The 24,891-nt window shown below is 63.4% G+C and carries 20 protein-coding genes, 1 tRNA gene and 1 other RNA gene; 12 read left to right on the plus strand and 10 right to left on the minus strand.

What is annotated here, in order from left to right:
• Window positions 1-7 precede the first annotated feature (7 nt).
• From recR to ffs, 4 genes are all read right to left on the minus strand, one after another.
• The gene (gene recR / locus NXS98_RS09370; protein WP_283844701.1) at window positions 8-610 is read right to left on the minus strand and encodes a recombination mediator RecR; all 603 of its coding nucleotides are present in this window, start codon (window positions 608-610) and stop codon (window positions 8-10) included.
• A gap of 42 nt (window positions 611-652) precedes the next feature.
• Window positions 653-964: a YbaB/EbfC family nucleoid-associated protein gene (locus tag NXS98_RS09375; protein ID WP_283844702.1), complete on the minus strand. Its 312-nt coding sequence runs from the start codon at window positions 962-964 to the stop codon at window positions 653-655.
• Window positions 965-995: 31 nt separating this feature from the next.
• Window positions 996-2,765 carry a DNA polymerase III subunit gamma/tau gene (gene dnaX / locus NXS98_RS09380; RefSeq protein WP_283844703.1) on the minus strand — a complete coding sequence of 590 codons (1,770 nt, stop codon included), beginning with the start codon at window positions 2,763-2,765 and terminating at the stop codon, window positions 996-998.
• 58 nt (window positions 2,766-2,823) lie between these two features.
• An RNA gene (gene ffs / locus NXS98_RS09385) (signal recognition particle sRNA small type) lies at window positions 2,824-2,920 on the minus strand.
• A 114-nt stretch (window positions 2,921-3,034) separates the two neighbouring features.
• Between ffs and mutS the strand changes: the two genes are divergently transcribed.
• The 3 genes from mutS (at window position 3,035) to NXS98_RS09400 (ending at window position 7,569) form a co-directional block, all read left to right on the plus strand.
• Window positions 3,035-5,611, plus strand: coding sequence for a DNA mismatch repair protein MutS (gene mutS / locus NXS98_RS09390; RefSeq protein ID WP_283844704.1), 2,577 nt, complete (start codon window positions 3,035-3,037; stop codon window positions 5,609-5,611).
• A gap of 30 nt (window positions 5,612-5,641) precedes the next feature.
• Window positions 5,642-5,920, plus strand: a complete 279-nt coding sequence (locus tag NXS98_RS09395) for a Smr/MutS family protein (RefSeq protein ID WP_283844705.1) — start codon at window positions 5,642-5,644, stop codon at window positions 5,918-5,920.
• A gap of 86 nt (window positions 5,921-6,006) precedes the next feature.
• Window positions 6,007-7,569, plus strand: a complete 1,563-nt coding sequence (locus NXS98_RS09400; RefSeq protein WP_283844706.1) for a DUF5010 domain-containing protein — start codon at window positions 6,007-6,009, stop codon at window positions 7,567-7,569.
• A 9-nt stretch (window positions 7,570-7,578) separates the two neighbouring features.
• On the opposite strand, the gene NXS98_RS09405 is transcribed toward NXS98_RS09400, so the two are convergent.
• A complete protein-coding gene (locus NXS98_RS09405) occupies window positions 7,579-8,232 on the minus strand; it encodes a bifunctional 4-hydroxy-2-oxoglutarate aldolase/2-dehydro-3-deoxy-phosphogluconate aldolase (protein WP_283844707.1) in 654 nt (217 codons plus the stop codon).
• 204 nt (window positions 8,233-8,436) lie between these two features.
• Between NXS98_RS09405 and NXS98_RS09410 the strand changes: the two genes are divergently transcribed.
• The gene (locus NXS98_RS09410) at window positions 8,437-8,841 is read left to right on the plus strand and encodes a YkvA family protein (RefSeq protein ID WP_283844708.1); all 405 of its coding nucleotides are present in this window, start codon (window positions 8,437-8,439) and stop codon (window positions 8,839-8,841) included.
• A gap of 3 nt (window positions 8,842-8,844) precedes the next feature.
• Here NXS98_RS09410 and NXS98_RS09415 read toward each other — a convergent pair whose 3' ends face one another.
• Complete coding sequence (locus NXS98_RS09415; protein WP_283844709.1) at window positions 8,845-10,350, minus strand: excinuclease ABC subunit UvrC; 1,506 nt, start codon at window positions 10,348-10,350, stop codon at window positions 8,845-8,847.
• A 251-nt stretch (window positions 10,351-10,601) separates the two neighbouring features.
• Between NXS98_RS09415 and NXS98_RS09420 the strand changes: the two genes are divergently transcribed.
• Window positions 10,602-11,909 carry an acetyl-CoA hydrolase/transferase family protein gene (locus NXS98_RS09420; RefSeq protein WP_283844710.1) on the plus strand — a complete coding sequence of 436 codons (1,308 nt, stop codon included), beginning with the start codon at window positions 10,602-10,604 and terminating at the stop codon, window positions 11,907-11,909.
• A 168-nt stretch (window positions 11,910-12,077) separates the two neighbouring features.
• Complete coding sequence (gene erpA, locus NXS98_RS09425) at window positions 12,078-12,428, plus strand: iron-sulfur cluster insertion protein ErpA (RefSeq protein WP_283844711.1); 351 nt, start codon at window positions 12,078-12,080, stop codon at window positions 12,426-12,428.
• An 83-nt stretch (window positions 12,429-12,511) separates the two neighbouring features.
• Here the strand turns inward: erpA and NXS98_RS09430 are convergent, their stop codons facing one another.
• On the minus strand, window positions 12,512-13,972 hold the full coding sequence (locus NXS98_RS09430; protein WP_283844712.1) for a GH39 family glycosyl hydrolase: 1,461 nt from the start codon (window positions 13,970-13,972) through the stop codon (window positions 12,512-12,514).
• A 15-nt stretch (window positions 13,973-13,987) separates the two neighbouring features.
• On the minus strand, window positions 13,988-14,986 hold the full coding sequence (locus tag NXS98_RS09435) for an AAA family ATPase (RefSeq protein ID WP_283844713.1): 999 nt from the start codon (window positions 14,984-14,986) through the stop codon (window positions 13,988-13,990).
• Window positions 14,987-15,175: 189 nt separating this feature from the next.
• Here NXS98_RS09435 and grpE point away from each other — a divergent pair, with 189 nt between their 5' ends.
• Genes grpE through NXS98_RS09450 form a run of 3 tightly spaced genes read left to right on the plus strand, consistent with a single transcriptional unit; the run spans window position 15,176 to window position 17,728 of the window.
• The gene (gene grpE / locus NXS98_RS09440; RefSeq protein WP_283844714.1) at window positions 15,176-15,793 is read left to right on the plus strand and encodes a nucleotide exchange factor GrpE; all 618 of its coding nucleotides are present in this window, start codon (window positions 15,176-15,178) and stop codon (window positions 15,791-15,793) included.
• Between the two features lie 10 nt (window positions 15,794-15,803).
• On the plus strand, window positions 15,804-16,955 hold the full coding sequence (gene dnaJ / locus NXS98_RS09445) for a molecular chaperone DnaJ (RefSeq protein WP_283844715.1): 1,152 nt from the start codon (window positions 15,804-15,806) through the stop codon (window positions 16,953-16,955).
• 23 nt (window positions 16,956-16,978) lie between these two features.
• Complete coding sequence (locus tag NXS98_RS09450) at window positions 16,979-17,728, plus strand: RsmE family RNA methyltransferase (RefSeq protein WP_283844716.1); 750 nt, start codon at window positions 16,979-16,981, stop codon at window positions 17,726-17,728.
• Window positions 17,729-17,758: 30 nt separating this feature from the next.
• On the opposite strand, the gene NXS98_RS09455 is transcribed toward NXS98_RS09450, so the two are convergent.
• On the minus strand, window positions 17,759-19,072 hold the full coding sequence (locus NXS98_RS09455) for a LamG-like jellyroll fold domain-containing protein (RefSeq protein WP_283844717.1): 1,314 nt from the start codon (window positions 19,070-19,072) through the stop codon (window positions 17,759-17,761).
• A gap of 223 nt (window positions 19,073-19,295) precedes the next feature.
• On the minus strand, window positions 19,296-20,786 hold the full coding sequence (locus tag NXS98_RS09460) for a hypothetical protein (protein ID WP_283844718.1): 1,491 nt from the start codon (window positions 20,784-20,786) through the stop codon (window positions 19,296-19,298).
• A 146-nt stretch (window positions 20,787-20,932) separates the two neighbouring features.
• On the opposite strand from NXS98_RS09460, the gene NXS98_RS09465 reads away from it, so the two are divergent.
• The 3 genes from NXS98_RS09465 (at window position 20,933) to NXS98_RS09475 (ending at window position 24,011) form a co-directional block, all read left to right on the plus strand.
• Entirely contained in the window at window positions 20,933-22,258 is a 1,326-nt protein-coding gene (locus tag NXS98_RS09465) for a Gfo/Idh/MocA family protein (protein WP_283844719.1), read from the plus strand.
• A gap of 148 nt (window positions 22,259-22,406) precedes the next feature.
• Window positions 22,407-22,481 (plus strand) — tRNA-Lys (locus NXS98_RS09470).
• Between the two features lie 1,242 nt (window positions 22,482-23,723).
• Window positions 23,724-24,011: a hypothetical protein gene (locus NXS98_RS09475; protein ID WP_283844720.1), complete on the plus strand. Its 288-nt coding sequence runs from the start codon at window positions 23,724-23,726 to the stop codon at window positions 24,009-24,011.
• Window positions 24,012-24,891 lie beyond the last annotated feature (880 nt).

Here is a 24,891-nt window from a genome sequence, read left to right on the forward strand (position 1 = left end):
CCTTGCGTTACTCCACTCGGCGGCGCCCCTCCAGCGCGCGGGACAACGTGATTTCATCGGCAAACTCCAGCCCCGCTCCCGCCGGCAGCCCCTGCGCCAGCCGCGTGACCGGCACCCCCTGACCCGCCAGCCGCCGGGCCAGATAATAACAGGTGGCGTCGCTCTCCACGTCGCTGCCCAGGGCCAACACCACTTCCTTCACCCTGCCCTCCGCCAACCGCGCCTCCAGCTCCGCAATCCGCAAATCCTCCGGCTCCACGCCGGTGGTGGGTGAGAGCCGCCCTCCCAACACATGATACAAACCGCGATACGCCCCCGCCTTCTCCAGCCGCAAAATGTCCACCGGCGTTTCCACCACGCACAACAGCGCGGCATCCCGCCGGGGGTCCGCACACAGCGCGCATGGCTGGATTTCGGTCAGGCCGCCGCATTGCGCGCAGGCCTGCACCTTCTCGCGCGCTTCCACCAGGGCCGCCGCCAGCAACTTCACCGCTTCCGGCTCCCGCTGCACCAGATGCAACGCCAGCCGCTCGGCCGTACGCGGCCCGATGCCGGGCAACTGGCCCAACGCCCCCACCAGCCGTTGCAGCGATTCAGGCAATGCGCCCATGCCAATGTCTCATCCGCACGCCCCCCTTCCACCCCGGGCGCCTCACGTCAAGCCGGGCAGGTTGAAGCCGGCGGTCACTTTCTGCATTTCCGTTTCGTTGATTTTCCGCGCCTGGTCCAGAGCCTGATTCACCGCCGTCAGCACCAGGTCTTCCAGCACCTCGGCATCGCCCGGATTCAGCGTCTGCGGGTCCAGCCGGATGGACTTCAGCCGCCCGTCGCACGTCGCCACCGCCTTCACCGCGCCCCCGCCACTCGTCGCCTCCACGGTCTGCTGGGCCAGTTGCTGTTGGATGGCGGTGATCTGCTGCTGCATCCGCGCCGCCTGCTTCATGAGTTTGCCAATGCTCGACATGGTTGAAAAAAATCTCGCTTAGGATTGATGCTCAAGTATTCCCCGATGGATGGACCACCTGCCGCAACATGCCCCGAAACAGCTCCAGCGCCCGGGCAATTTCCGGATCATTCTTATAGTCATTCAAATTCTTGGGCGCACCCTTGGGCGCCGCCGCCGGGGCCGCCGCCGATGCACCCGCCTCGGCTGGCGCGGACGCCGTCACCGCCGGCAACGGGGCCGCAGGCGGACTCGCCTCGATGAACTTCAGCCGCACGTCCGGCCACCCCAGGGCCGCCAGCCGCTGCACCAGCCACGCCCGATGCGCATCCCCACTGGCCAATACCATATTGGCCTTGTTATCGGGCGCAAAACCAATGACCAAATCCCCCCGCTCAAAGGAAACGGGAAACGCCAGCGCAAACGAGGAATACAACATGGGGCGCTGCTCCCGCATCTCCGCCAGCAACCGCCCCCACAGCTCCTGCAACGCCGTCCCCGCCACCGGCTCGTTGGCGGCTCGCGCCTGCGGCGGTGGCGCCCCCGAAGGCGGATTGGCCGGTGCTGCCGCCGGCGCCGGTCGTGAGGCCCGGCCCGTTTGCGCCTCCACCGCCGCGCGCAACGAACCCGCAGGCGGGGCCGCTGCGGAGGCCGGCGCCTCACTGGCCCCGCCCGCCGCCGCCTCCGTGCGCAGTCGCTGCAACTGCTGCAACACCGCCTCCAAACTCACCGCCTGCCGCGCCTGACAGGCCTTCCACAACGCCAGCTCGATGAGTATCTTGCGCGAGGCCGCCTCCCGCAGTTGCAGCTCGCACTCGCTCAACACCTCCATGATGCGCGTCAGCGTGTCCGTCGTCACCCCCGCCAACTGCGGCTTCATGGCTTCCCATTCCGCCTCAGACACCTCCAGCAGGCTGCGGTCCCCCTGGGACACCTGATAAATCAACAAATTGCGGAAATGCCGCAACAAATCGCCCACCAGCCGCGCCAGGTCCTTGCCCGCCTGCGCCGCCGCGTCCAGCTCGCGCATGGCCTGAACCGCGTCCCCGGCCAGCACGGCCCCCGCCATGGACAACAATTGCGACTGCGCGGCCAGGCCGTACATGGAAAGCACGTCCGCCTCCACAATCTTCCCCCCGCAGAAGCTGATGAGCTGGTCCAGCGCCGACTCCGCGTCACGCATGCCCCCATCGCAACCCCGCGCAATCGCCTGCAGAGCCGCCTCCTCCACCTCCACCCCCTCGGCCTTCGCAATGCGCGCCAGTTGCTGCACTATCAGCAGGGACGGTATGCGCCGCAAATCAAACCGCTGGCACCGCGACAAAATGGTGGGCAGCACCTTCTCCGGGTCCGTCGTCGCAAAGAAAAACTTCACATGCGGCGGCGGCTCCTCCAGCGTCTTCAACAAGGCGTTGAACGCCGAGGTCGAAAGCATGTGCACCTCGTCTATGATGTAAATCTTGAAACGCGACGCCGCCGGCGCGTATTTCACCGTCTCCCGCAAATCGCGCACCTGCTCCACGCTGTTGTTGCTCGCGCCGTCAATCTCCAGCACGTCCATCGAGCGCCCCTCGGTGATCTCCACCACCCGGGGGTCGTCCTCGCGAAAATCCACCCTCGGCCCGTCCGTGCAGTTCAGGCACTTGGCAAAAATCCGCGCAATGGTCGTCTTGCCGGTGCCCCGCGGCCCGCAAAAAATGTAGGCATGCGCAATGCGGTTTTGCTGGATTGCCTGCGCCAGCGTGCGCGTCACATGCTCCTGCCCCACCACATCGCTGAAACGCTGCGGGCGGTATTTGCGTGCTAAAACCTGGTATGCCATGAAATCACCGGACGCCCCGCGGGGCGTTGCCGCCTCCGCCTCGAGTTAATCTAAAAAGAAATGCCAGGGTGACCACGGCGCATGCTGAGCATACTACCGCTGCTGCCTTCCGGCCCTCACGGGGTTTGTAAGTCCGCATTCCATGGGCCCTGGCAAATTCCCAAAGTCACCCCCTCATTTAGCCCCACCGGCCCACCCCCCGCAAGCCCTTATTTGCGCCCGCAAAATTTCCTTTTACCCCTTGCCCGCCGGGCTACACTTCCGGCCCGATGGCTTCAGAAACACAACTGACTCCCATGATGGCGCAGTATCGCCGCATCAAAAGCGAGCTGCCCAAGGATGCCCTGTTGCTGTTTCGCCTCGGCGACTTCTACGAAATGTTCTTCGATGACGCCAAAACCGGCGCCGAAGTCTGCCATCTGGCCCTCACCCGCCGCCAGCAGGTCCCCATGTGCGGCATCCCCTACCATGCCGCCTCCGGTTACATCGCCAAACTCCTCCGCGCCGGCCACAAAGTCGCCATTTGCGACCAGATGGAAGACGCCCGCCCCGGCCATCTGGTCAAACGCGAAGTCACCCAAATCCTTTCCCCCGGCACCCATTTCGACGAACGCCTCCTCCAGGCCGAGCGCAACAATTTCCTTGCCTCCGTCTATCCGCTCAACGGCCGCTTCGGCGTCGCCGTCGTGGACCTCACCACCGCCAGTTTCCGCGCCACCGAATTAACCTCGGAAACCGAACTCACCGCCGAACTCGACCGCCTGGCCCCCGCTGAAATCATCGTGCCCGCCGAAGCCGCCGCCCTCCAGACCCTCCTCCGCCCCCTTCACCGCTTCCTCAACGGCTACGAAGACTGGGTCTTCGCCCCGGAAACCGCCGTCCACACCGTCCGCGAACATTTCAAGGTGGCCACCCTCGATGGTTTCGGCCTGCGCGGCCATCCCGCCGCCGTGGGCGCCGCCGGCGGCGCCTTGCATTACCTCACCCAGCACCTCCGGCGCGACGTCTCCCACCTCACCACCCTTTCCTATTACCAAACCAGCGAGTTCCTGACTCTCGACGCCACCACCCTCCGCCACCTCGAAGTCCTGGAACCCTTGCACCGCGACGCCCCCAAAGCCGCCACCCTCCACGGCGCCTGCAACCGCACCCGCACCCCCATGGGCGCCCGCAGACTGCGCGACTGGCTCTCCCAGCCCCTCGCCAATGCCACCGCCATCCGCCGCCGCCAGGACGTCGTCGCCGCCTGGGTGCAAAACCCGCCCCTCCTCGAACAATTCCGCGAACAGCTCGAAGACATCCGCGACCTCGAGCGCACCCTCAGCCGCCTGAGCACCGGCGCCGGCAACGCCCGCGACCTCCTCGCCCTGCGCCTCGCCCTCCTCCGCCTCCCCGCCCTGCGCGAGGTTTTGCGCCAGCTTATTGAGGCCCAATCCCGCGCCAGCGAGCCCACCCTCCTGCCCCCGGAGCCGCCGCCCCCGGACCAGCCCCCCTCCCTCCTCGAGGAGCTGACCGCCCAGATTACCGAGCTGCCCGCCGTCGCTGACCTCATCGGCCGCGCCATGGTGGAAGACCCGCCCCTCGCCTTGAAAGAAGGCGGCCTCATCCGCGACGGCTTCAACCCCCAGCTCGACGAATTGCGCAACGCCATGCGCGGCGGCAAAGACTGGATTGCCCAATTGCAACAGCGCGAAATCGAGCGCACCGGCATCGCCTCCCTCAAAGTGCGCTTCAATTCCGTCTTCGGCTACTACATCGAAATCACCAAGGCCAACCTTGACAAGGTGCCGCCTGAATACCAGCGCAAACAAACCATCGCCAACGGCGAGCGCTTCATCACGCCCGAACTCAAACAAATGGAGGCCAAAATCCTCGGCGCCGAAGAACGCGCCGCCCGCCTGGAATACGAGCTTTTCCAGGAGGTCCGCGGCGAAGTCCTCCGCCATCTGCCCACCCTCCAACAAACCGCCGCCGCCATCGCCCAACTGGACGTGCTGGCCACCTTCGCCGAAAACGCCCGCCTCTTCCAATACTGCCGCCCCGACGTCCGCGACGAAGGCATCCTCTCCATCCGCGACGGCCGCCACCCCATGCTCGAACAAACCCTGGTGGAAGAACGCTTCGTCCCCAATGACGTCTTCCTGGACGGCACCACCCGCCAAATCGCCCTCATCACCGGCCCCAACATGGCCGGCAAAAGCACCTACCTCCGCCAGGTCGCCCTCCTCGTCCTCCTCGCCCACACCGGCTCCTTCATCCCCGCCACCGAAGCCCGCATTGACCTCGTGGACCGCATCTTCACCCGCATCGGCGCCAGCGATGACCTCGCCCGCGGCCAGTCCACCTTCATGGTCGAAATGAGCGAAACCGCCAACATCCTCAACAACGCCACCCGCCGCAGCCTCATCATCCTCGACGAAATCGGACGCGGCACCAGCACCTTCGACGGCCTCAGCCTCGCCTGGAGCATCGTCGAACACCTCCACAACGTCGTCGGCGCCAAAGTCCTCTTTGCCACCCATTACCACGAACTCACCGAACTGGCCGCCCGCCTCCCCCGCCTCGCCAACTTCAACGTCGCCGTCCGCGAATGGCACGACAAAATCCTCTTCCTCCGCAAAATCGTCGAAGGCGGCACTGACAAAAGCTACGGCATCCAGGTCGCCCGCCTCGCCGGCGTCCCCAAGGCCGTCATTGACCGCGCCAAAGTCATCCTGCGCAACCTCGAAGAATCCGAGCTTACCCCCGAGGGCAACGTCCGCCAGCCCGCCCGCCAGCGCGCCGAACGCGAAAAACTTCAGGCCCTCGAACCCAATCCCCAGCTCGACCTCTTTGCCTCCAGCTAAACTTCGCCCCCACCCCGACCCGCGCCCCCCATGGACTCCTCCCCCATCCAATGGCCCATTGACGGCGTCCTCGACCTGCACTCCTTCCGCCCCCAGGACGTCGCCGATGTGCTCCAGGAATACCTCGCCCAATGCCGCGCCCGCGGCATCCTCCAAGTCCGCGTCATCCACGGCAAAGGCCAGGGCGTCCTCTGCCGCACCGTCCACGCCCTCCTTGCCCGCCTGCCCGAAGTCCAAAGCTTCGCCCTCGCCACCCCCGCCTTCGGCGGCCACGGCGCCACCATCGTCCACCTCCAACCCCTGCCCTAAATCGGGACCGCCACGCGCCCTCGACCCCGGCCCGCCATGGCATTCGCACGCTTGCCGTCCTCAAACCCCGGGCGCATACTTCCCCCATGCAATTCCACACCAACCCGCTCTGGATGCTCGCCGCCATGCTGGCAACATGGACCCCGGCACTGCCGGCCGCCCAGCGTGAAATCCCGCCCGCCTTCGGCCCCTACCTCAACCTCAAGGAGGCGGACTTCACCGGCACGCGCAGTTTCACCGCCAAGGACAAAATCGTGGCCACGTACTACTTCTACTGGTACGACATCTACACCAAAAGCCACATCATTGACCACGACGGCACCGACGCCCTCACCACCCACCCGCCCACGCTGGAGGATTTCTCGTACCAATCCATCGCCTGGCACAAAAAGCAATTTCTCGACATGCAGGAGGCCGGCATTGACGTGGCCCTGCCGGTGTTCTGGGGCGCCCCCAGCGAGCAGGACCCCAAAGCCGGCCTGCACTGGAGCTACGAAGGGCTGAAGGTCATGGTCCAGGCGCGTGATGAACTGGTCAAAGCCGGGAAAAAACCGCCGCTCCTCGGCCTCTTCTATGACACCAGCACCCTGCAATTCAACCAATGGGGCGTGCATGTGGATTTAACCACCGACTACGGCCGCCGCTGGTTCTACGCCACCATCCGCGACTTCTTCTCCATGGTGCCGCCGCGGCACTGGGCCATGATTGACGGCAAACCGCTGGTGCTGCTCTACGCCGCCGCCTTCGCCAAAGCCCATGACCAATCCTGCGTGGATTATCTCATGGAACAATTCCCCAAGGATTTCGGCGGACGCCGCCCCTACTTTGTCCGCCAAAACTCATGGAATGTGAAAGCCGACAATACCGTGGCCTGGGGTGGCGCGCTGGGCCTGGTCAACCCCGGCGTGGCCTCCCTTGGCCCCGGCTATGACCATTCAGCCGTGCCGGGACGCACGCCGCTGGTCGTGGACCGCCGCGGCGGCAAGTTCTACGAGGAGCAATGGCTCAAATTCCTCCGCCGGCCATCCAATATCGTCACCCTCGAAACCTGGAATGAGTTCCATGAAGGCACTGACATCTGCGAATCCCGCGAGTACGGCCGGCAATACATCAACCTGACTAAAAAGTACGTGCGCCTCTTCAAGCAGGGCTATGTGCCGCCGTGGCCCAAGGGCGCCTATGACAAGGCGCGCTCGGTGAGCATGCTGCTGGCCGAAAAAAACACCGAACGCGGTTTGCAGTGGGTGGAAAATGATGACGGCAAAACCACCCCCGCCACCGCCGGCGGTCTGCCCTGCCGCGCCGCCCAAATCACCCCCAAGGGCGGCACCTACATCTATTTTGTGGTGGATGAATCCTTCAAAAAACCCGGCAAGTTCCAAGGCACTGTGGAGGTGGAGTACTTTGACGCCGCCCCGGGCGCGCTGGGTCTGGAGTACGACGGCAGCGACCCCAACGCCCCCTTCAGCGGCGCCTACACGCGCGCCAAAGAAACTGTGAAGCTGGCCGGCTCCCAAACGTGGAAGACCGCCCAATTTCAGCTCACCGACGCCCGCCTGCTCAATTCACAAAACAAAGGCGCCGATTTCCGCCTGGTGGTCCAAGCCTCCGCGCTCATGGTCCGCCGCGTGGAATTGCGCAAACCCTGAATCCCCCGCTTAGCGGCCCTCCTTGGCCTCGCGCACAATCCGCGCATACTCGCCTGCCAGCCGGCTTAATTCCGCCCAGTTGGCGTCGCGCAGGATTTCCTTGGTAATCAAAGACGAGCCAATGCCCAGCGCCGCCGCCCCGGCTTTGATGAACTCGGCCGCATTTTGCAAAGTGACCCCGCCGGTGGGCACCATTTTCAAATGCGGCATCGGCGCCCGCAACGCCCGGAGATAAACAGGGCCAAGATTATCTGCCGGAAATATTTTCACAAAATCCGCGCCCGAAGTGTGGGCCAGTTGCGCCTCGGTGGGCGTGTACGCCCCCAACATGCAGACCCGTTGCGCGCCCCGCGCCGCCGCCGCCACCTCCACCTTGGTGATGGGCGACACCACAAACTCCGCCCCCGCGTCCAACGCCGCGCGCGCCATGGCCCCATCCAGCACCGACCCCATCCCCACAATGGCATGCTGGCCCAGGGACTTGATGACGTTTTTCATCACATTCACCGCGTCCGGCACGGTCATGGTGATTTCCAGAATGCTCACCCCCCCTTTGACCAGCGCCTCACACAACGGAACCACTTGCTCCGGCTGCTCCGCGCGGATAACGGCCACCACGCCCAGAAAATGAATGTCCGAAATAATTTTGGCCTTCGATCTCATGGCGCGTTGATTCTCAAAATCCTCTCCGCCGAGGCAAGCCAAAAACCAATGCCCCCCTTTTCAAACACCTCCCCCCATGCCACGGCATCAGCAGGCGGTTCACCCGCCTCCGCCCCGGCATGCCGGCAATCCATTCCGCCTTTTTTTCGACGCGGCCCGCATAATCCACTTGGCCGGGGCCATCGCTTTTGCTACGCTGCCGCCATGCCAGAGATTGCCAACTATGTGAGCCACGGGGCGCGGCTGATTACACCCGTCATCATGGAAAAAGTGCTGCGCCAGCTCCCCATGTGGAAAATCGAATTCACGCAAATTCAAGCGCCCAAGTACCCCCACCTGGTGACTCAACTGGAGTTTCTGGTGGACGCCGTGGAAGACTTCGCCGAGGGCGCGGACAAGGAGCTGCCCTATGTGGCCGTGGCCGAGGCCCTCTTTGCCCTCATGTACGCCCACAAAAAAGTGGACATCATCCCCGACTTCATGGCCACCCTCGGCCATGCCGATGATTCCAGCGTCGTGCGCGCCGCCCTCATCCAGAATGAAAAGGCCTTCGCCGCCTACGCCCAGCGGCACAAACGCGACTGGAAACGCATCACCAGCAAGCCCTGAAACTCACCCCCCCGGGCTGCCCCCGCGCGGATCCCGCGCGGCCAGAAAAGCCGCCAGCTCCGCCGCCATTTTCCCCCCAAAACCGGGCACCTCCGCAATCTCCTCCACCGTCGCCCGCCGCAGCCGCTGCACCGAACCAAATTTCTTGAGCAGCGCCGTCTTCCGTTGCTCGCCAATGCCCGGAAATTCATCCAAAATGCTCTCCGAGATCTTCCGCAGCCGCAACTGCGCATTATACGTGTTGGCCACCCGATGCGACTCATCCCGCACCCGCTGCAACAGCTTGAGCGCCCCGCGGTCATGCGACAGCCGCAGCGGCGCCGCCTCCCCCAGCCGGTAAATCTCCTCAAACTCCTTCGCCAGACCAATCACCGGCACCTGCCCCAAACCCAGCGCCTGCAGCTCCTTCACCGCCGCATTCAACTGCCCCTTTCCCCCGTCAATCAAAATCAACTGCGGCAACTCCCCCGCGCCCCCCTCCCGCAGCAGCCGCGTGTACCGCCGCCGCACCGCCTCCGCCATGCACGCAAAATCGTCCTGTCCGGTCACCCCCTTGATTTGATAGCGCCGGTACTGCGCCCGCTCCGGACGCCCCTCCCGAAACCGCACCAGCGACGCCACCGCCAGCGTGCCGCTGATGTTGGAAATGTCAAAACCCTCGATCACCCGCGGCGGCTCCGCCAGCCCCAGCGCCGCCGCCAAATCCGCCAAATCCGCCTCCGGATTCAGCGCCACCGGCAGATTGTGCGGCGTGCGCGTGAACGTCCGCGTCTTGCGCGTCGTCTCCTGCAGCGCCGTCCACAAATCCCGCAGCTCCGCGGCCCGCTCGAACTCCAGCTTCTGCGCCGCCGCGCGCATCTCCTGCTCCAGTTTCGCGGACAGCTCGTCGCACTGGCCCGCCAGAAACTCGCACGCCGCCAACACCTGCGCCCGGTATTGCTCCAGCGTCACATTCCCAATGCACGGCGCCGTGCAAAACTTCAAATGCCCATACAGGCAATGTTTGTAATCCGCCGGCCCCGGCTGCAGCGGGCGGCACCCCCGCAGGTTGAATTGCCGCCGCACCAGCGTCATGGTCGTCCGCAGCGCCCGCCCGCTCGGAAACGGCCCAAAATACCGCGCCCCATCGTCTGTGCGCAGCCGCGTCAGCGTAAAACGCGGTATCGGATCCTGCAGGTTCACCTTGATCATCGGAAACCGTTTATCATCCCGGAAACTGATGTTGTATCGCGGCTTGAACTCCTTGATTAACCGCCCCTCCAGCAGCAGCGCCTCCGGCTCGCTCCGCACCACATGCACATCCACATCGTGAATCGCCTCCACCAGCGCCTGCAGCTTCAAATCCCACGCCATCCGCCGCGACGGCTGAAAATAGGAACTGACCCGCTTGCGCAAATCCCGCGCTTTCCCCACATAAATCACCGTGCCGAAACGGTCCTTCATCAGGTACACGCCCGGCTTGTGCGGCAACTGCGCCAGCTTTTGTCTCAGAGCATCCGACACCGGCATGCCAGCATTATGCCTCCAAACACCAGCCCGGACAACCGCCATTGCACACCATTTGCCCAACTTTGTTCAGATTTTGGCTTTAGCCTTAAAGCGGTTGACAAATGGCAGCGTGACGGGAAAGATGCCCATCAGTTGCGGTTAATCACGCGCCAACGTGTATTAGTTTAACCCACGTCCGGACCGCATGGTTGGCCGATGATTTGTTTTTGTAATACCAAACGGTAGCAGTGTTGATTGAGCACATTACGGATATGAAAATCGTTTCTCCCCAGGAAGCCGTCAAAGTCATTAAATCCGGCGACTGCGTCCATATTCACGCCATCGCCTGCGTCCCCCACAAAGTGGTCCAGGCCATGGTCGAACGCGGCCGCGCCGGCGAAATCAAGAACGTCACCATCCGCCACCTCCACACCGAAGGACCGGCCCATTACGTGGAGCGGGACCTCGAAGGCGTCTTTCAGTTGAACTCCTATTTCGTGGGCCACAACGTCCGCAAAGCCACCCAGGAAGGCTACGCCGACTACATCCCCGTTTTCCTGGGCGAAACCCAGCGCCTCATCCGCGAAGGCTACACCCCCGTCAACGTCGCCCTCATCTCCGTCTCCCCGCCGGACAAACACGGCTACGTCTCCCTCGGCACCTCCGTCGAGGCCACCCTCGCCGCCGTGGAATGCGCCGACACCGTCATCGCCACCATCAACCCCAACATCCCCCGCGCCTTCGGCGATGCCATGATCAAGTCCGACATGATTGACATCTGGTGCGAAGATAATTCGCCCCTGTACGAAGCCAATTTTGCCGAACCCAATGAAATCGAGCAGGCCATTGGCAAACACGTCGCCGCCCTGGTCGAAGACGGCGCCACCCTGCAAATGGGCATCGGCGCCATCCCCAATGCCGTGCTCGCCCAGCTCGGCAATCACAAAAACCTGGGCATTCACACCGAAATGTTTGCCGACGGCGTCCTGCCCCTGGTGGAAAAAGGCGTCATCAACGGCAAGGAAAAAGCCATTGACCGCGGCCGCATCGTGGCCACCTTCCTCATGGGCTCCCGCAAGGTGTACGACTTCATCCACGACAACCCCGAGGTCATGATGATGGACGTCGGCTACACCAACAGCCTGGACGTCATCAAGCGCAACCCCAAGGTCACCAGCATCAACTCCGCCATCGAAGTGGACATCACCGGCCAGGTCTGCGCCGACTCCATCGGCACCAAACACTTCAGCGGCGTGGGCGGCCAGATTGACTTCCTCCGCGGCGCCTCCCTCTCCAAGGGCGGCAAGCCCATCCTCGCCATGCCCTCCCAAACCGACAAGGGCATCAGCAAACTCGTCCCCACGCTCAAAGTCGGCGCCGGCGTCGTCACCACCCGCGCCAGCATCCACTGGCTGGTCACCGAGTATGGCGCGGTCAACCTCTACGGCAAATCCCTCCAGGAACGCGCCCGCCTCATCACCAGCATCGCCCATCCCAATCACCGCGAAATGCTGGACAAGGCCGCCTTTGAACGTTGGGGTCCGCACTTCCATTACATCCCGGCGCCCTGGAAGAAATAACCCCTTTGCGCCTTGCATCGGCCATCGCCCGGCCCTTCCCCGACCGGGCGATTTTTTATTTGCGGTGGCCGCATTTGACATTCCCGCGGCCCGCGCCTACGTTTCATTAGCTGCAACTAACAGCACCATAAGCAGCTTAAGTTTGTAGCGGATTAACCGATAACTTTTATGAGCACTGACACACAGACCACCCCGGTGGTGACCCTGACCGACAGCGCCGCGCGCCAGGTCAGGAGCATCCTGGACAGCGAGAAGGAAAATGCGGGCAAGGCCCTCCGGGTTTACGTGGAAGCCGGGGGCTGCTCCGGTCTGCAATATGGCATGACCTTTGATGAAAAACGGCCCGATGACTTGAGCGCGGAATTTAATGGGGTTGCCGTCGTGGTGGACCCCTTCAGCGCCAACTACCTGAAGGGCAGTGTCATTGATTACAGCGACGAGCTGAGCGGCGGCGGATTCAAAATCAAGAATCCCAACGCCCACAGCTCCTGCGGCTGCGGCAAGAGTTTCGAGGCCTGAACGGCGCAAGCCGTCATGGTCAACAACGCCGCCCCGTGCGATGCGGGGCGGCTTTTTTTACCCCTCTGAGCCGCCCGCCCCGCTCACCGCCCCTTCAGCCTCAGCCATCCCACGCCCGGCATCGGCAGGCTCAGCGTAATCCGGGCATCGCCGCCGCCCCCCAGCCGGCCCTGCGCCCGGCGGTCCAGGTTGGATTGCTCATCCACCACCCGCCACTCCCATTCTGTCTCCGTCTCCCACGGCAGACCGCGCAGGTGCACGGCCAGCTCCCGCTCCGGCTGCCGGAAATTGGCAAACAGCACCTGCAGCTCTTTCCTTGCGAAATGGCGCCCCGCCAGCACCGTCATCCCTTGCGGCGCCCCCTCCGTCACCACCCGCTCCGGCGTGTCCAGCATGCGCCGGAAAGCCAGAAAGGCATAGTAATTCTTCTGCGGCGTGCCGTGAAAATTGAACAGTCCAAACCCCTGAATTTCCCCCGTGTAAAAATTGGCCACCTCCACCGGCGCCTCCTGCAAATGCGTCAGCACGCACGCCGCAAACGCCGCCCCCGCCGGCCCGCTCATCTCCCGAAACCACGCCTCCCGCTCCGGCCCCTGCCCCTCCTTGAACATCGGCCGCCAATCCTCCCGCGGCAGATAATTCCATTCATTAAAATGACTCTCCGTGTCCCTGAAACCGTAGTCATCCAGCAGCCGCCGCATCGCCGCCGCCCGCCGGGGTATGTCCCACGGATCGCTGGTGTACCGATGCCACGATAAAAAATCCAGCGGCGCCTGCCGCGCCCGGCAATAAGCCAGGAAATTCGTGGCAAATGCCGTGGGGCGAAATTGCCCATCCACAAAATCCCCCGTCCCCCCCAGCCCCGGCCCCCCCACCTTCAAGCGCGGAAACTCGCGCTTGATTGCCCGCGCCGTCGTCTCGTAAAGCTCGAAAAATTGGGCGTCCGTCCCCGTCCACATCGCCGGCCGCACATCCGGCTCATTCCAGATTTCCCAATACTCGATGCCGTGCCGGAAACCCTGGGCCCATCCCTCATTGTAATGCCGGATAATGCCCAGGCAGATTTCAGCCCACCGCCGCGGCTCCGGCGGCGGATGCACCCGGTATTTGCGCGGCGTGTGCTCGATGCTCTCCCCCAGCCGGTAAATAATCCGCGACCCGGCATTGGTAATGGCCGCCAGATAATCATCCGTGCACGCAAAATCATAACTGGCCGGGTCCTGCGGATTTTGCCGGAAATCCCGGAAAATCGTGCTCACATCCACCGCGTAAGCATTGACCCAGACCACATCGTGCACCCGCGTGTACGGCACGCCCAGTTCCCGGTGATGCGCCGTTAAATCCACCATCCCCCGATAACACAACGGCCCCAGGTTCACCCCATGCACCGGGCGAATCACCCCGTTCGTGCGCGACGCCTCAACGATGACCCCCACGGCTCCCCCTGCCGGCGTGGCCAGCCCGGCCCCCACCAGGACGGCCAGCAACAACCCTCCCTGCCACGCGCACCGCCGCCAGCCGCTCCGTAAAAATGAGGCTCTCATGCAGTGGGATATGCCTCAGGCCGCCGCCGGCGCCATGTCCGGCACTTCCTCGAGCATTTTCGTCAAAATGTGGTCGGTCGTAATCCCTTCCGCCTCCGCTTCAAAATTCAAAATCAACCGATGCCGCAGCGCCGGCAGCGCCACCGCCTTGATATCCGCAAAGCTCACGTTGAACCGCCCTCCCGCCAAAGCCCGCACTTTGGCCGCCAGCAACAACGTCTGCGCCCCCCGCGGACTGCTGCCAAACCGCAGGTATTGGTTGGCCAGCGGATGCGCGCCCGCCGTCTTGGGATGCGTGGCCAGCACCAGCCGCACCGCATAATCCTGCACATGCGACGCCACCGGCACCTGGCGCACCAGTTTCTGAAACGCCAGCAACTGCTCGCGGCGCAGCACCTTCTCCACCCGGCTCTCCGCCCCGGTGGTGGTCCGATTCAACACCTCGCTCAACTCCGCCGCCGCCGGGTAGCCCACCAGAATCTTGAAGAAAAACCGGTCCAATTGCGCCTCCGGCAGCGGATATGTCCCCTCCTGGTCTATCGGATTCTGCGTGGCCAGCACGAAAAACGGCTCCTCCAGCCGCCGGATTTCTCCCCCCGCCGTCACGCTTTTCTCCTGCATGGCTTCCAGCATCGCCGACTGCGTCTTGGGCGTCGCCCGGTTGATTTCATCCGCCAGAATCAAATGCGCAAATATCGGGCCACGCTGAAACTGAAACTCCCGCCGCCCGGCGCTGGTCTCCATGACGATATTGGTGCCCAGAATGTCCGCCGGCATCAAATCTGGCGTGAATTGGATGCGATTGAAGGACAGGTCCAGCACCTCCCCCAGCGTGCGCACCAGCAAGGTCTTGCCCAGCCCCGGCACCCCTTCCAGCAGCACGTGCCCGCCGGCAAAAACCGCCGTCAACGTCAGCTCCACAATCTCCCGATGCCCCACAATGACCTTGTGCACCTCCTGCTGTAAGGCCCCAAAGGCTTCACGAAACTGCTGGACTTGCTGCTCGGTGTTCATGCCCGTTGACGATGCCACGCGGCCCCGCCGCTGGCAAGCCGGCTTATCGTTTTCCCCCCTCCAGCCCCCCAGCCGGCGCCTCGCCCGCCGCCCCTCCATTTTTCCTCCGGTTGCCGAGCGCCTGTTTTTCTGTTACACTAGCACTTTAGTTTAAGGAATAGACAGTGGCAGAAAGGGATGATGCAGATTATGGAGCAAGAGAAACAGAATCAATCGCCTCCAGAGGCTTCAACACCAACGGCAGAGGCCAGCCAGGCCAACGCCACCGCTCCGGTGGAGGCGCCCTTTGAATCGGAGGCGCTTCAGGACGCGGCACTGGAGGAGTTGCGCCAGAAAGCCGCCAAAGCGGATGAATACTACGACCGCCTCCTGCGGCTGGCGGCCGATTTTGACAATTTCAAAAAACGCGCCGCCCGCGAGCGCCAGGACGCCATCAAGTTTGCCAACGCGGCCTTGCTGGAAAAGCTGCTGCCGGTCATGGACCATTTTGAAATGGCCCTGGCCGCTTTCGCCCAGCCAGCCAATGGCGCCGCCGGCTCCGTCCAATCGCTGCAGGCGGGCATTGTCATGGTGCATCAACAGCTCCGCAATCTCCTCCTCGAGGCGGGCCTGGAGGAAATTGACGCCCTGGGCAAACCCTTCGACCCGGCCCTGCATGAGGCCGTCGCTCAGGAAGCCACCGCCGCCGCGCCCGAGGGACACGTCATCAAACAAATCCGCCGCGGTTACCGGCTCAAAGAACGCCTCCTGCGCCCGGCCAGTGTCGTGGTGGCCGTGCCCCCTGAGCCCCAAGCCCCATCCGCCTGATTCCTGACCTATGGCCAAAAGGGACTATTACGAAGTGCTGGGTGTCGAGAAAAACGCCTCGGCGGAGGACATTAAAAAGGCCTATCGCAAGCTGGCGATTAAATACCATCCCGACAAAAACCCCGGCGACAAATCCGCCGAGGAAAAATTCAAAGAGCTGGCCGAGGCCTACGAAGTCCTGAGCGACCCCGACAAGCGCGCCGCTTATGACCAATACGGCCACGCCGCCTTCGACCCGCGCGCCCGTGCCGCCTCAGCCGCCGGCGCGCGCGGCACATGGTCCGGCGAATTCCATGATCCTTTCGACATCTTCAGCCAGGTCTTCGGCGGCAGCAGCATCTTTGAGGAAATGTTTGGCGGCGGCAGCCGGCGCGAGGCGGGCCGCGCCCAGCGCGGCTCCGACCTGCGCTACGACCTGGAAATCACCCTCGAAGAAGCCGCCCGCGGCTGCGAAAAGGAAATCCGCCTCTCCCGCCTGGAAGTGTGCGAGCATTGCGACGGCTCCGGCGGCGAACCCGGCGCCCAACGCCGCGCCTGCTCCACCTGCGGCGGCCACGGTCAGGTCATCGCCTCTCACGGCATTTTCAGCATCCGCCAGACCTGCCCCCGCTGCGAGGGCGCCGGCCATGTCCTGGACCGCCCCTGCCGGCATTGTCATGGCGAGGGACGCCGCGAAAAACCGGCCACCATCCGCATCGCCATCCCCGCCGGCGTGGATACCGGCGTGCGCCTCCGCTCCCGCGGCAACGGCGAGGCCGGCCTGCGCGGCGGGCCGTCCGGCGATTTGCACGTGGTCATTCACGTCAAGCCCCATCCCATTTTCCAACGGGACGGCGACGACCTCATCTGCGAAGTGCCCATCAGTTTCGTCCAGGCCGCCCTCGGCGGTGAAATCGAGGTCCCCACCCTCACCGGCAAAGCCAGCATCAAAATCCCCGCCGGCACCCAGCCCAATACCATGTTCCGCCTCAAAGGCCGGGGTATTAAAAATCTGCACGGCGATGGCGCCGGCGACCTCCTCGTCCGCATCCAGGTGGAGGTGCCCACCAAACTGAACGCCGCCCAGCGCGCCAAATTGCAGGAATTCGCGGCCATGTGTGGCAACGACGTCAACCCCATCAGCCGCAGCTTCTTTGAGAAGGCCAAAGACTTCTTCCGTTGACCGGCCCACCAGCCCGGCCCCCTATGCACCGTTTCTACCTGCCCCCGGAAGCCTGCGCCGCGCGCCCGCTGCAGTTGACCGGCGATGAAGCCCACCACGCCGCCCGCGTGCTGCGCCTGCGCCGCGGCGAGGAAGTCCAGATCCTCGATGGGCAGGGAAACCAGTTTTATTGCACGGTCTCCTCCGTGACCCCGCACGCGGTGGAGTTGCACCTGCAACGCCACGAAACCGCGCCCCCGCCCCCGGCGCAAATCACCCTCTTTCAAGCCCTGCCCAAACATAAAACTTGGGACACCCTCCTCGCCAAGGCCGTCGAATTGGGTGCCTCCCGCGTCATCGCCGTGCTCACCGAGCACACCGTCCCCCACGCCACAGCCGACCGCCAGGAACGCCAGCGCGCCCGCTGGCAACAAGCCGCCATTGAGGCCTGCAAACAATGCGGCCAGCCGTGGCTGCCCCGAGTCCTCGGCCCGCTGCCTTGGACAGATGCCCTCACCCTGTGGCCCCAGTGCGAAATCCACCTGGCCGGCCTGCTCACCCACCGCACGGCCCGCGTCCGCGACCACCTCGCTGCCTTCCGCCAGACCCATGGACGATGGCCCGCCTCCGTGGGTTTATGGATCGGCCCCGAAGGAGATTTCTCCCCCGCTGAAGTCGCCGCCCTCCTGGAGCGCGGCGTCTGCCCCATCACCCTCGGCCCCCTCGTCCTGCGCGTGGACACCGCCGCCATCGCCGCCCTCGCGCTGGTTCAGGATGAACTGCTTGGCCGCTGAAGCACCGGCAGACAGGTTGCCTCCGCCCGCTCAAGGCCGAGAATCCATCGTGCGCAACGCCGCCAAACGTTGGAGCTCCTCCGCCGTCAAGGCCCGGTTGTACACGGCCACGCCGCCAATCCACCCGGTAAATCCCACACCGCGTGAACTATGAATCACCCGCCCGATGGTGAAGGGTCCGCCGCTGCCGTCATTTTTGGGCACGTAAATGTCATGCGGAAACCACCACGGGTTCAGCCGTAGCGCCACCAGCTCACGGCCGCTCTCTTTCCACGTACCATCGGCCTGTTTGCGTAATTGGATTTGGACGCGGGTATAACGATACTGGCGCAGCTCCAGGCGCGCTTCGCCGGTTTCCGACAAAACCTTGACCCAATCCGGCGCGTCTTCGGGAGGGTTATAGTACTGCTCACGAGGAAAGCGGGGGTCCTCTTCCGGCTCTTGGGTCGCAGTACGCGCATAATATCCCTGCATGTAGGCCTGATAGGCGGAAGAAATCAACCGGTCTTGTTTCGGATTCTCCAACCATCGCTCCCCGGCCACGCCATTGAGCCAGCCGGTGATTTCATCCCTTTCATTGTCAAAGGTCATGGCGAAACACTGCCACGCGGCATCCAGCACTGCAGCCGGGGAATCAGCCGGCACCGCCGGCGACCGGTCCAACGAATTGCATTTGTGCAGCGCATAGCGGTTCAAAAAGGAACTGGCCCCATTTTCGGAAACGTGACCGCAGGCACTGCCCTCGATGTTCAGCCCGGCAAACAGCGCATATTGCCGTTGCCCCCGCTGCACCTTTTGAATACCGACGGTCTCCTTTTGCACGAGGTCCGTCCCTTCATGCCAGATGCCGGCCAGAGCATGGTTCCCACTTTCCCGAATCGCCCAAACCACCACACTGACCGACCGGCCCGGCCCTTTGATGTCAAGGGGCGTATCCTGCAAACGCGCGCGGGGCACAAAGAGAAACGGCCGGAAACTTGGGTCCGTCTCCTTGACGATGCGCACGGCGTTGCCAAAAGGGCCGCGGCCCATAAGCGGAAAATCGGCATAGGTCGCCTCGCGGCCTTCGCCCCAGTATTCCTTGACGTAATTGGCCGCCTCCAGCGCGTAATCATTCGTGGCCCCGGAAGGCACATGCGCGACAAACCTTTCACGGCCGCCAGGCTCCCGTTTGACAAAATCCCAGAACGCCACGAAGCCGGGCATGTTGGTCACCACCGCCACGCGCCGGGCATAATCCAACCGCGGGGCGGCAGGCGCCCCTGCCAGCGCTGCGGCACTGGCCATAACCACCACCACGGGGGCCAGCCAGTTGAGCAATGGCCCCCTCCCGCGTTTTCTCAAGCCACCACAGTGCATTCCGTTAACGACTGACTTATGCCCGTATTCCCATCCCCAATCAACGCCCTTCAATCGCCGGCCGGACCGGCCGCCATCATCCTTGCCATTCCAGCTCCATCCTTCCCTCCGGCAAGCCTCTTCCGCTTCCTTGCACCAGTTCACGGGTGTACCAAACCGGCGCAAGCCCAGTCAAAACTTTCCCCTGACACGCTCGCCCCTGCCCGGCTCACGCCACCAGCGGCTCAATGTTGAACAACTGGCAATACGCCAGCAGTTCTTTTCTGAAGTCTCCGTAAAAGAATAACTGGTGAAACCCCGGATACGTCAGCAGGTTGGGCTGCGTATCCAGCTTCACCATCACCGAAACCACACACCCGCCGGCGGGCGGCACCGCCACATTGTCCACCACCGTCCCCGTGCCAATGACCATCCGCGGCCGCGCGACAATCATGTCGCGGGTGTACTCCTGCTTCTGCGGCAGCACCACATCCGCAATCGTCACCCGCTGCCCCACCGGCCAGTAAGGCCGCGGCACCGCATCCCGCGCCCCGTGATGATGCATGATGGCGTACCGCTCCGGCTTCTGGTCAAAACCCCGCAGCCGCGTGGGACATGAACAATGCGCCCCAATCAGGCACTCCCGCGCCGTCTCAGCCACCGGGTCCTGCTGGAAGCCGGGCCTGTCAAACAACAACTGCACCAGCGCATGCGTGACCATGGCCCCCAAATCCGCCTCGCAAGCCGCCGGAATGCCCACATCCAGCATCTTCGACCACGCGATGCACGGCAGGCTCACCTTGGTTTTCCCCAGCGCCCCCAGGCAGTCCATCGTAATCCCATCACACTCCTCCCGCTCCAACAACCGCCGCGCCACCACATAACTCTTGATGCCGTTTTCCAAATCCTCCCGCGTCGCCCCCATGATTTTGACCGCCCGCCGCAGATAATCCCGCGCCAGCCCCTGGATTTCCTTGTCCACCGGCGTCTTCTGATACTCCTCCAAAAAAGTTTGCGCCGGCACATACCGCAATTGCGTGCCAAACGGCTCCACCCGCGTGTCCTGCCGCTGGCTGCCTTTGATGACCAGGCACCGCATCTCCCGCAACTTGGCCGCCGCCCGCAACATCTTCAACCCATAACGCGCCTGCCTAAAATCACTGGTGGACGCCACAAACACCCCCGGCTTCTCCGCCACCGTCACCGTGTTCGTCGTGAACGAAGTCCCCACCGGCGAAAAAACCACCGTCGGCAAACCACTCTCCACCGCCTTCCCCACCGTCGGCCAGGCATGCTGCTGCCGGTCCATCACCACCACCAACAAACCATCCACCCCTTCCTCCCGCGCCGCCGCCAGCCAACCCTGCGCCTCCTCCAGCGAGTACAGGGGTTCCGCCCGCAAATCAATTTTCATCCCCAGACTCTTTTCCGCCGCTTCCATCTCCCGCCGGTACTGCCGCATGGCGGCCTCCCCATCATAAATCGCCCCCGGCCATAATATCCCATAATCCCCCTTCCGCCGCACAAACGCCGCCTTCACCCGCGGCACATACCGCGCCCCAGGCCCCGTGGGCCGCAAAGCGGCCTCCCCGGCGGCCGCCTCCCCCTCCAGCGCCGGCCACAACAACGCGGCCAGCGCCGTTCGGCTGGTGAGGCGCAAAAAAACGCGGCGCGAAACATCCGATGGAACGAAACCCACAGAAGCATCATCAGTTTTCATAATCAGGTGGCAGACTATTTTGAAGTTAGGCAAATCTTGAAATAATGTCACCCCTCAAAATCCGTTGGCCTTGGGGCCCCTGACCTGCTATTACTTCCCCAGATACCTCGCCCACATAAAAGCGATAAACTTAAAAAATTGAGACCATGAACCGCCGACGTTTCCTCCGCACCTCCGCCGCCACCACCACCGCGGCCCTCACCGCCGCCGCCCTGAACAGCGCCAGACTCGGCGTTTTTGCCGCCAGCACCGACCGCCTCCGCGTGGGCCTCATCGGATGTGGCGTCCGCGGCATCGGCGCCGCCATGAATTGCGTGGACTCCAGCCCCGGTGTGGAAATCACCGCCCTTGGCGACATCTTCCCCGACCGCGTCCAGGCCGCCTACAAGCGCCTGAAAGACAACAATGCCGGCAAAGACTGGAGCGCCACCTCCGCCTGGACCAAGGCCGACCGCGTCACCGCCACGCCCGAAACTTGTTTCAGCGGCTTCGACGCTTTCCAGAAGGTCCTCGCCGCCGGCGTGGACCTGGTCATCCTCGCTGGCCCGCCCCATTTCCGCCCGGCTCACCTCAAGGCCGCCGTTGAGGCCGGCAAACACGTCTTCATGGAAAAACCGGTGGGGGTGGACCCCGTCGGCATCCGCTCCATCCTCGCCTCCAGTGACCTGGCCAAAAAGAAAGGCCTGGCCATCGTGGCTGGCACCCAGCGCCGCCATCATCCCCCGTACATCGAGGTCATGCGCCGCGTGCGCGAAGGCGCCATCGGCGAAATCCTCGCCAGCGAATGTTACTGGAATGGCGGCTGCGTGCGGCACTATGGCTTCTACCACGAACCCAAACCAGAATGGAGCGGCATGGAAACCATGCTCCGCAACTGGTACTTCTACAGTTGGCTTTCCGGCGACCACATCGTCGAGCAACACGTCCACAACCTCGACGTCATCAACTGGGCCATTGGCGCCACCCCCGTGGAGGCCCTCGCCGTTGGCGGCCGCCAGTGGCGTACCGAACCCCAGTTCGGCAACATCTACGACCACTTCGCCGTCCGCTACCGCTACCCCAACGGCGCCATTGTCATCTCCATGGCCCGCCAAATTGACAAGACCAAACCCAACGTCTCCGAGCTGGTCATCGGCGCCAAAGGCCGCGCCAGCGCCGGCAACATCACCGGCCCCAACGCCTTCAAATACGACGGCCCTTCCGTCAACCCTTACGAACAGGAGCACGCCAACCTCATTGCCAGCATCCGCAACGGCCAACCCCTCAACGAAGGCCGCACCGTGGCCGAGGCCACCCTCACCGCCATCATGGGCCGCATGAGCGCCTACAGCGGCCAGCCGGTCACCTGGGACTTCGCCCTCAACGAATCCCAGCTCGACCTGACCCCTGCGGAAATCAAGGCCAACGGCTACCGCCTCGGTCCCGCGCCCAAGGTGCCCCCCGCTCCGCTGGGCAACGAAGAACTGGTTTAGGCCACGCACCGCTTTTCGCCCCCCACAAATCCCTTGCGCCACAGGCCGCGCTTCGGCACATTAACTGCCGGGGCATGGACGCGCCAAAGCCCTTGACAAACCCCGGGCTTGCCGTTATCCATCACCCCCTGCCGGCGCGGCAGCGCGTGCCTCGGTAGCTCAATGGTAGAGCAGCGGACTCTTAATCCGTTGGTTCAAGGTTCAAGTCCTTGCCGGGGCACCATCCTCCACCCCGCGCGCACCCTGCCAGTCACATAGGCCCCACAGAGGGGCTATTCATGGGGGCGTCCTGAGCCGCCGCTTTTGTGTAAAAACAAGACTATCCAATCATGCCACCTTGCCGCTTCACCTTTCACCCCTGCCACCTGTGGCATTGCTCCGCTGCATGTCCCGCCCTTTTTCGATTGGGCCAGCTTGGCCTTATGAAGTCGCCTCTTGTCCGCCAAATAGCATGCCCGAAGAAAGGCGTCCTGGGTTGAGGCACGCCGGCCGCTTTCTATGGTAGGACAACTCAACTTCACTCCGTCAGCCACCTGCTTTCTGGCTTCGCCCCCGCGCAGATTTTCCAGTCCCGTAGGGGCGACATGCCCCCCTCTCCCTCTGGGAGAGGGCCAGGGTGAGGGTCTGTAGCGCAGGCGTCCCGCCTGCGGGTTCACGGAGCCTCCCGGCTCCGTGATTGCAGAATTGCCGTCCTCAAAAAGACCCCCCTGTAAGCACCAATCCGCCCGTCATATTTTCCTGCATCGTAGCGCAGGCGTCGGCCCCATGTAGCGCAGGCGTCCTCGCCTGCGAGTTCACGGAGCCTCCCGGCTCCGTGATTGCAGAATTGCCGTCCTCAAAAAGACCCCCCTGTAAGCACCAATCCGCCCGTCATATTTTCCTGCATCGTAGCGCAGGCGTCGGCCCCATGTAGCGCAGGCGTCCCGCCTGCGGGTTCACGGAGCCTCCCGGCTCCGTGATTGCAGAATTGCCGTCCTCAAAAAGACCCCCCTGTAAGCACCAATCCGCCCGTCATTCTTTGATTTGCCGTAATGTATGGCGTCCCGTCCCGCAGCGCGGGATAATGCCTGCGTCCCGCAGACCAAAGGGTGGCCAAGAGACCGCCGGCAGAATAATCCGACGCACGGTGACTATTTCCCTCTCCCTCTGGGAGAGGGCCAGGGTGAGGGGGCGTTTTCCCCCTTCGTTCCCTTCGTTTCCTTCTGTTCAAAATCCATGTCCATTCGTGTTCATTCGTGGTCTGTGTTTTAGGGAAAGCTGGGTAGATCATGACCCCGGTGGAGGGGTGGAGGCAAGTCGGGATGGTGGGGTTGGGAGAGGTTGAGGGGAGCCAGTGGATTAGGGCCCCGGCGAGGGCTGGGGCCTTGGCGTTGAGGATTTGGAGTGGGCTTTGCCATTCTTTGCCGCGGTTGGGGCGGACGAGGTTGAAGTACAGCCAGTAGGTGGTGATTTTGGCCCAAAAGTCTTGGGGGCTGGAGAAGGTTTCGCGGTCGAAGAATTCGTCTTCGACCAGGCGGTGGACGGTTTCGACGTCGCTTTGCCAGGTGTAGCGTTTGGGAGGGATGAAGCGGTGGTCGGAGCCGAGGGCGCGGACGGTGGCGGGGAGGCCTTGGTGGTGTTGGTTGACTTGGAATTCACTGCCGTTGTCGGTTTGCCAGACCAGGGTGGTGAGGTTGACGCCGTGGGCGGCGAGGTGGGCGGAGAGTTGTGTGGCCAGGAGGGTGGCGTAGGATTTGAGAGTTCGTCGGCGTAGCCGGTGAAGCAGGCGCCGGAGACTGGTTCGCGGACGGTGTATTGGAAGCGGGGAGGTGGAGGCGGTTCATTTGGGGCCAGTAATGGGGAATGTCCTGTAAATACTTGGTATCGGCGGAGAGTTGGGAGAAGAGTGGCCAGTTCCGTTTGAGGGCGCGGAGGAGTTTTTGGTGGCGGGTTTCTTTTGCGTGGGCGGAGGAGATGGTGTTGGCGGAGGACGCGGGCGATGGCGTTGTGGCTGCAGGGGAGGGCGAATTCGCGCTGGAGGCGTTCGGCGCCGAAGCCGGTTTGGTGGCGGAGTTTGACGATTTGGCCTTCGAGGCCGGAGGGGATACGGCGGGGGGAGCGTCGTGGGCGGCGGCTGTGTTCTTGGAGGGAGGAGGGCTTGCCGGGCACGTGGCGTCGGAGCCATTTACGGACGGTGTTGCGGGAACAGCCGAACTCGCGGACGGCGGCTTTGATGCCGTGGGTTTTGGCGAAGGCGACGAGTTTTTGTCGCAACCAATGGCGGTGGGTGCGCATACGGTACAATTCAAAGTAGGTGGTGTGCACGCCGGGAGGATAGCAGATGGGGCGCGCCGCTGCTGCACCTCCTCCGGAGGAGGTGCAGCAGCTCATCCTTGCGGCGTGCACTCAACACGTTGATCTTAACCACGGGGGTCATGATTCACCCAGTCTTTCCCAGTGGTCTGTGTTTTCCATTTGACGCTCTCTGCCCCCTTTTCCCTCCACCCCATCGTCGTAGAGGGCCAAGGTGAGGGTCTGTAGCGCAGGCGTCCCGCCTGCGAGTTCACGGAGCCTCCCGGCTCCGTGATTTCTGAGTTGCCAAGGTCAAGCGGACGCGCAGCGTCTGCGTCCCATCCCGCAAAGCGGAAGCGTCC

The sequence above is a fragment of the Fontisphaera persica genome, from assembly GCF_024832785.1.
GTDB classification, from domain to species: domain Bacteria; phylum Verrucomicrobiota; class Verrucomicrobiia; order Limisphaerales; family Fontisphaeraceae; genus Fontisphaera; species Fontisphaera persica.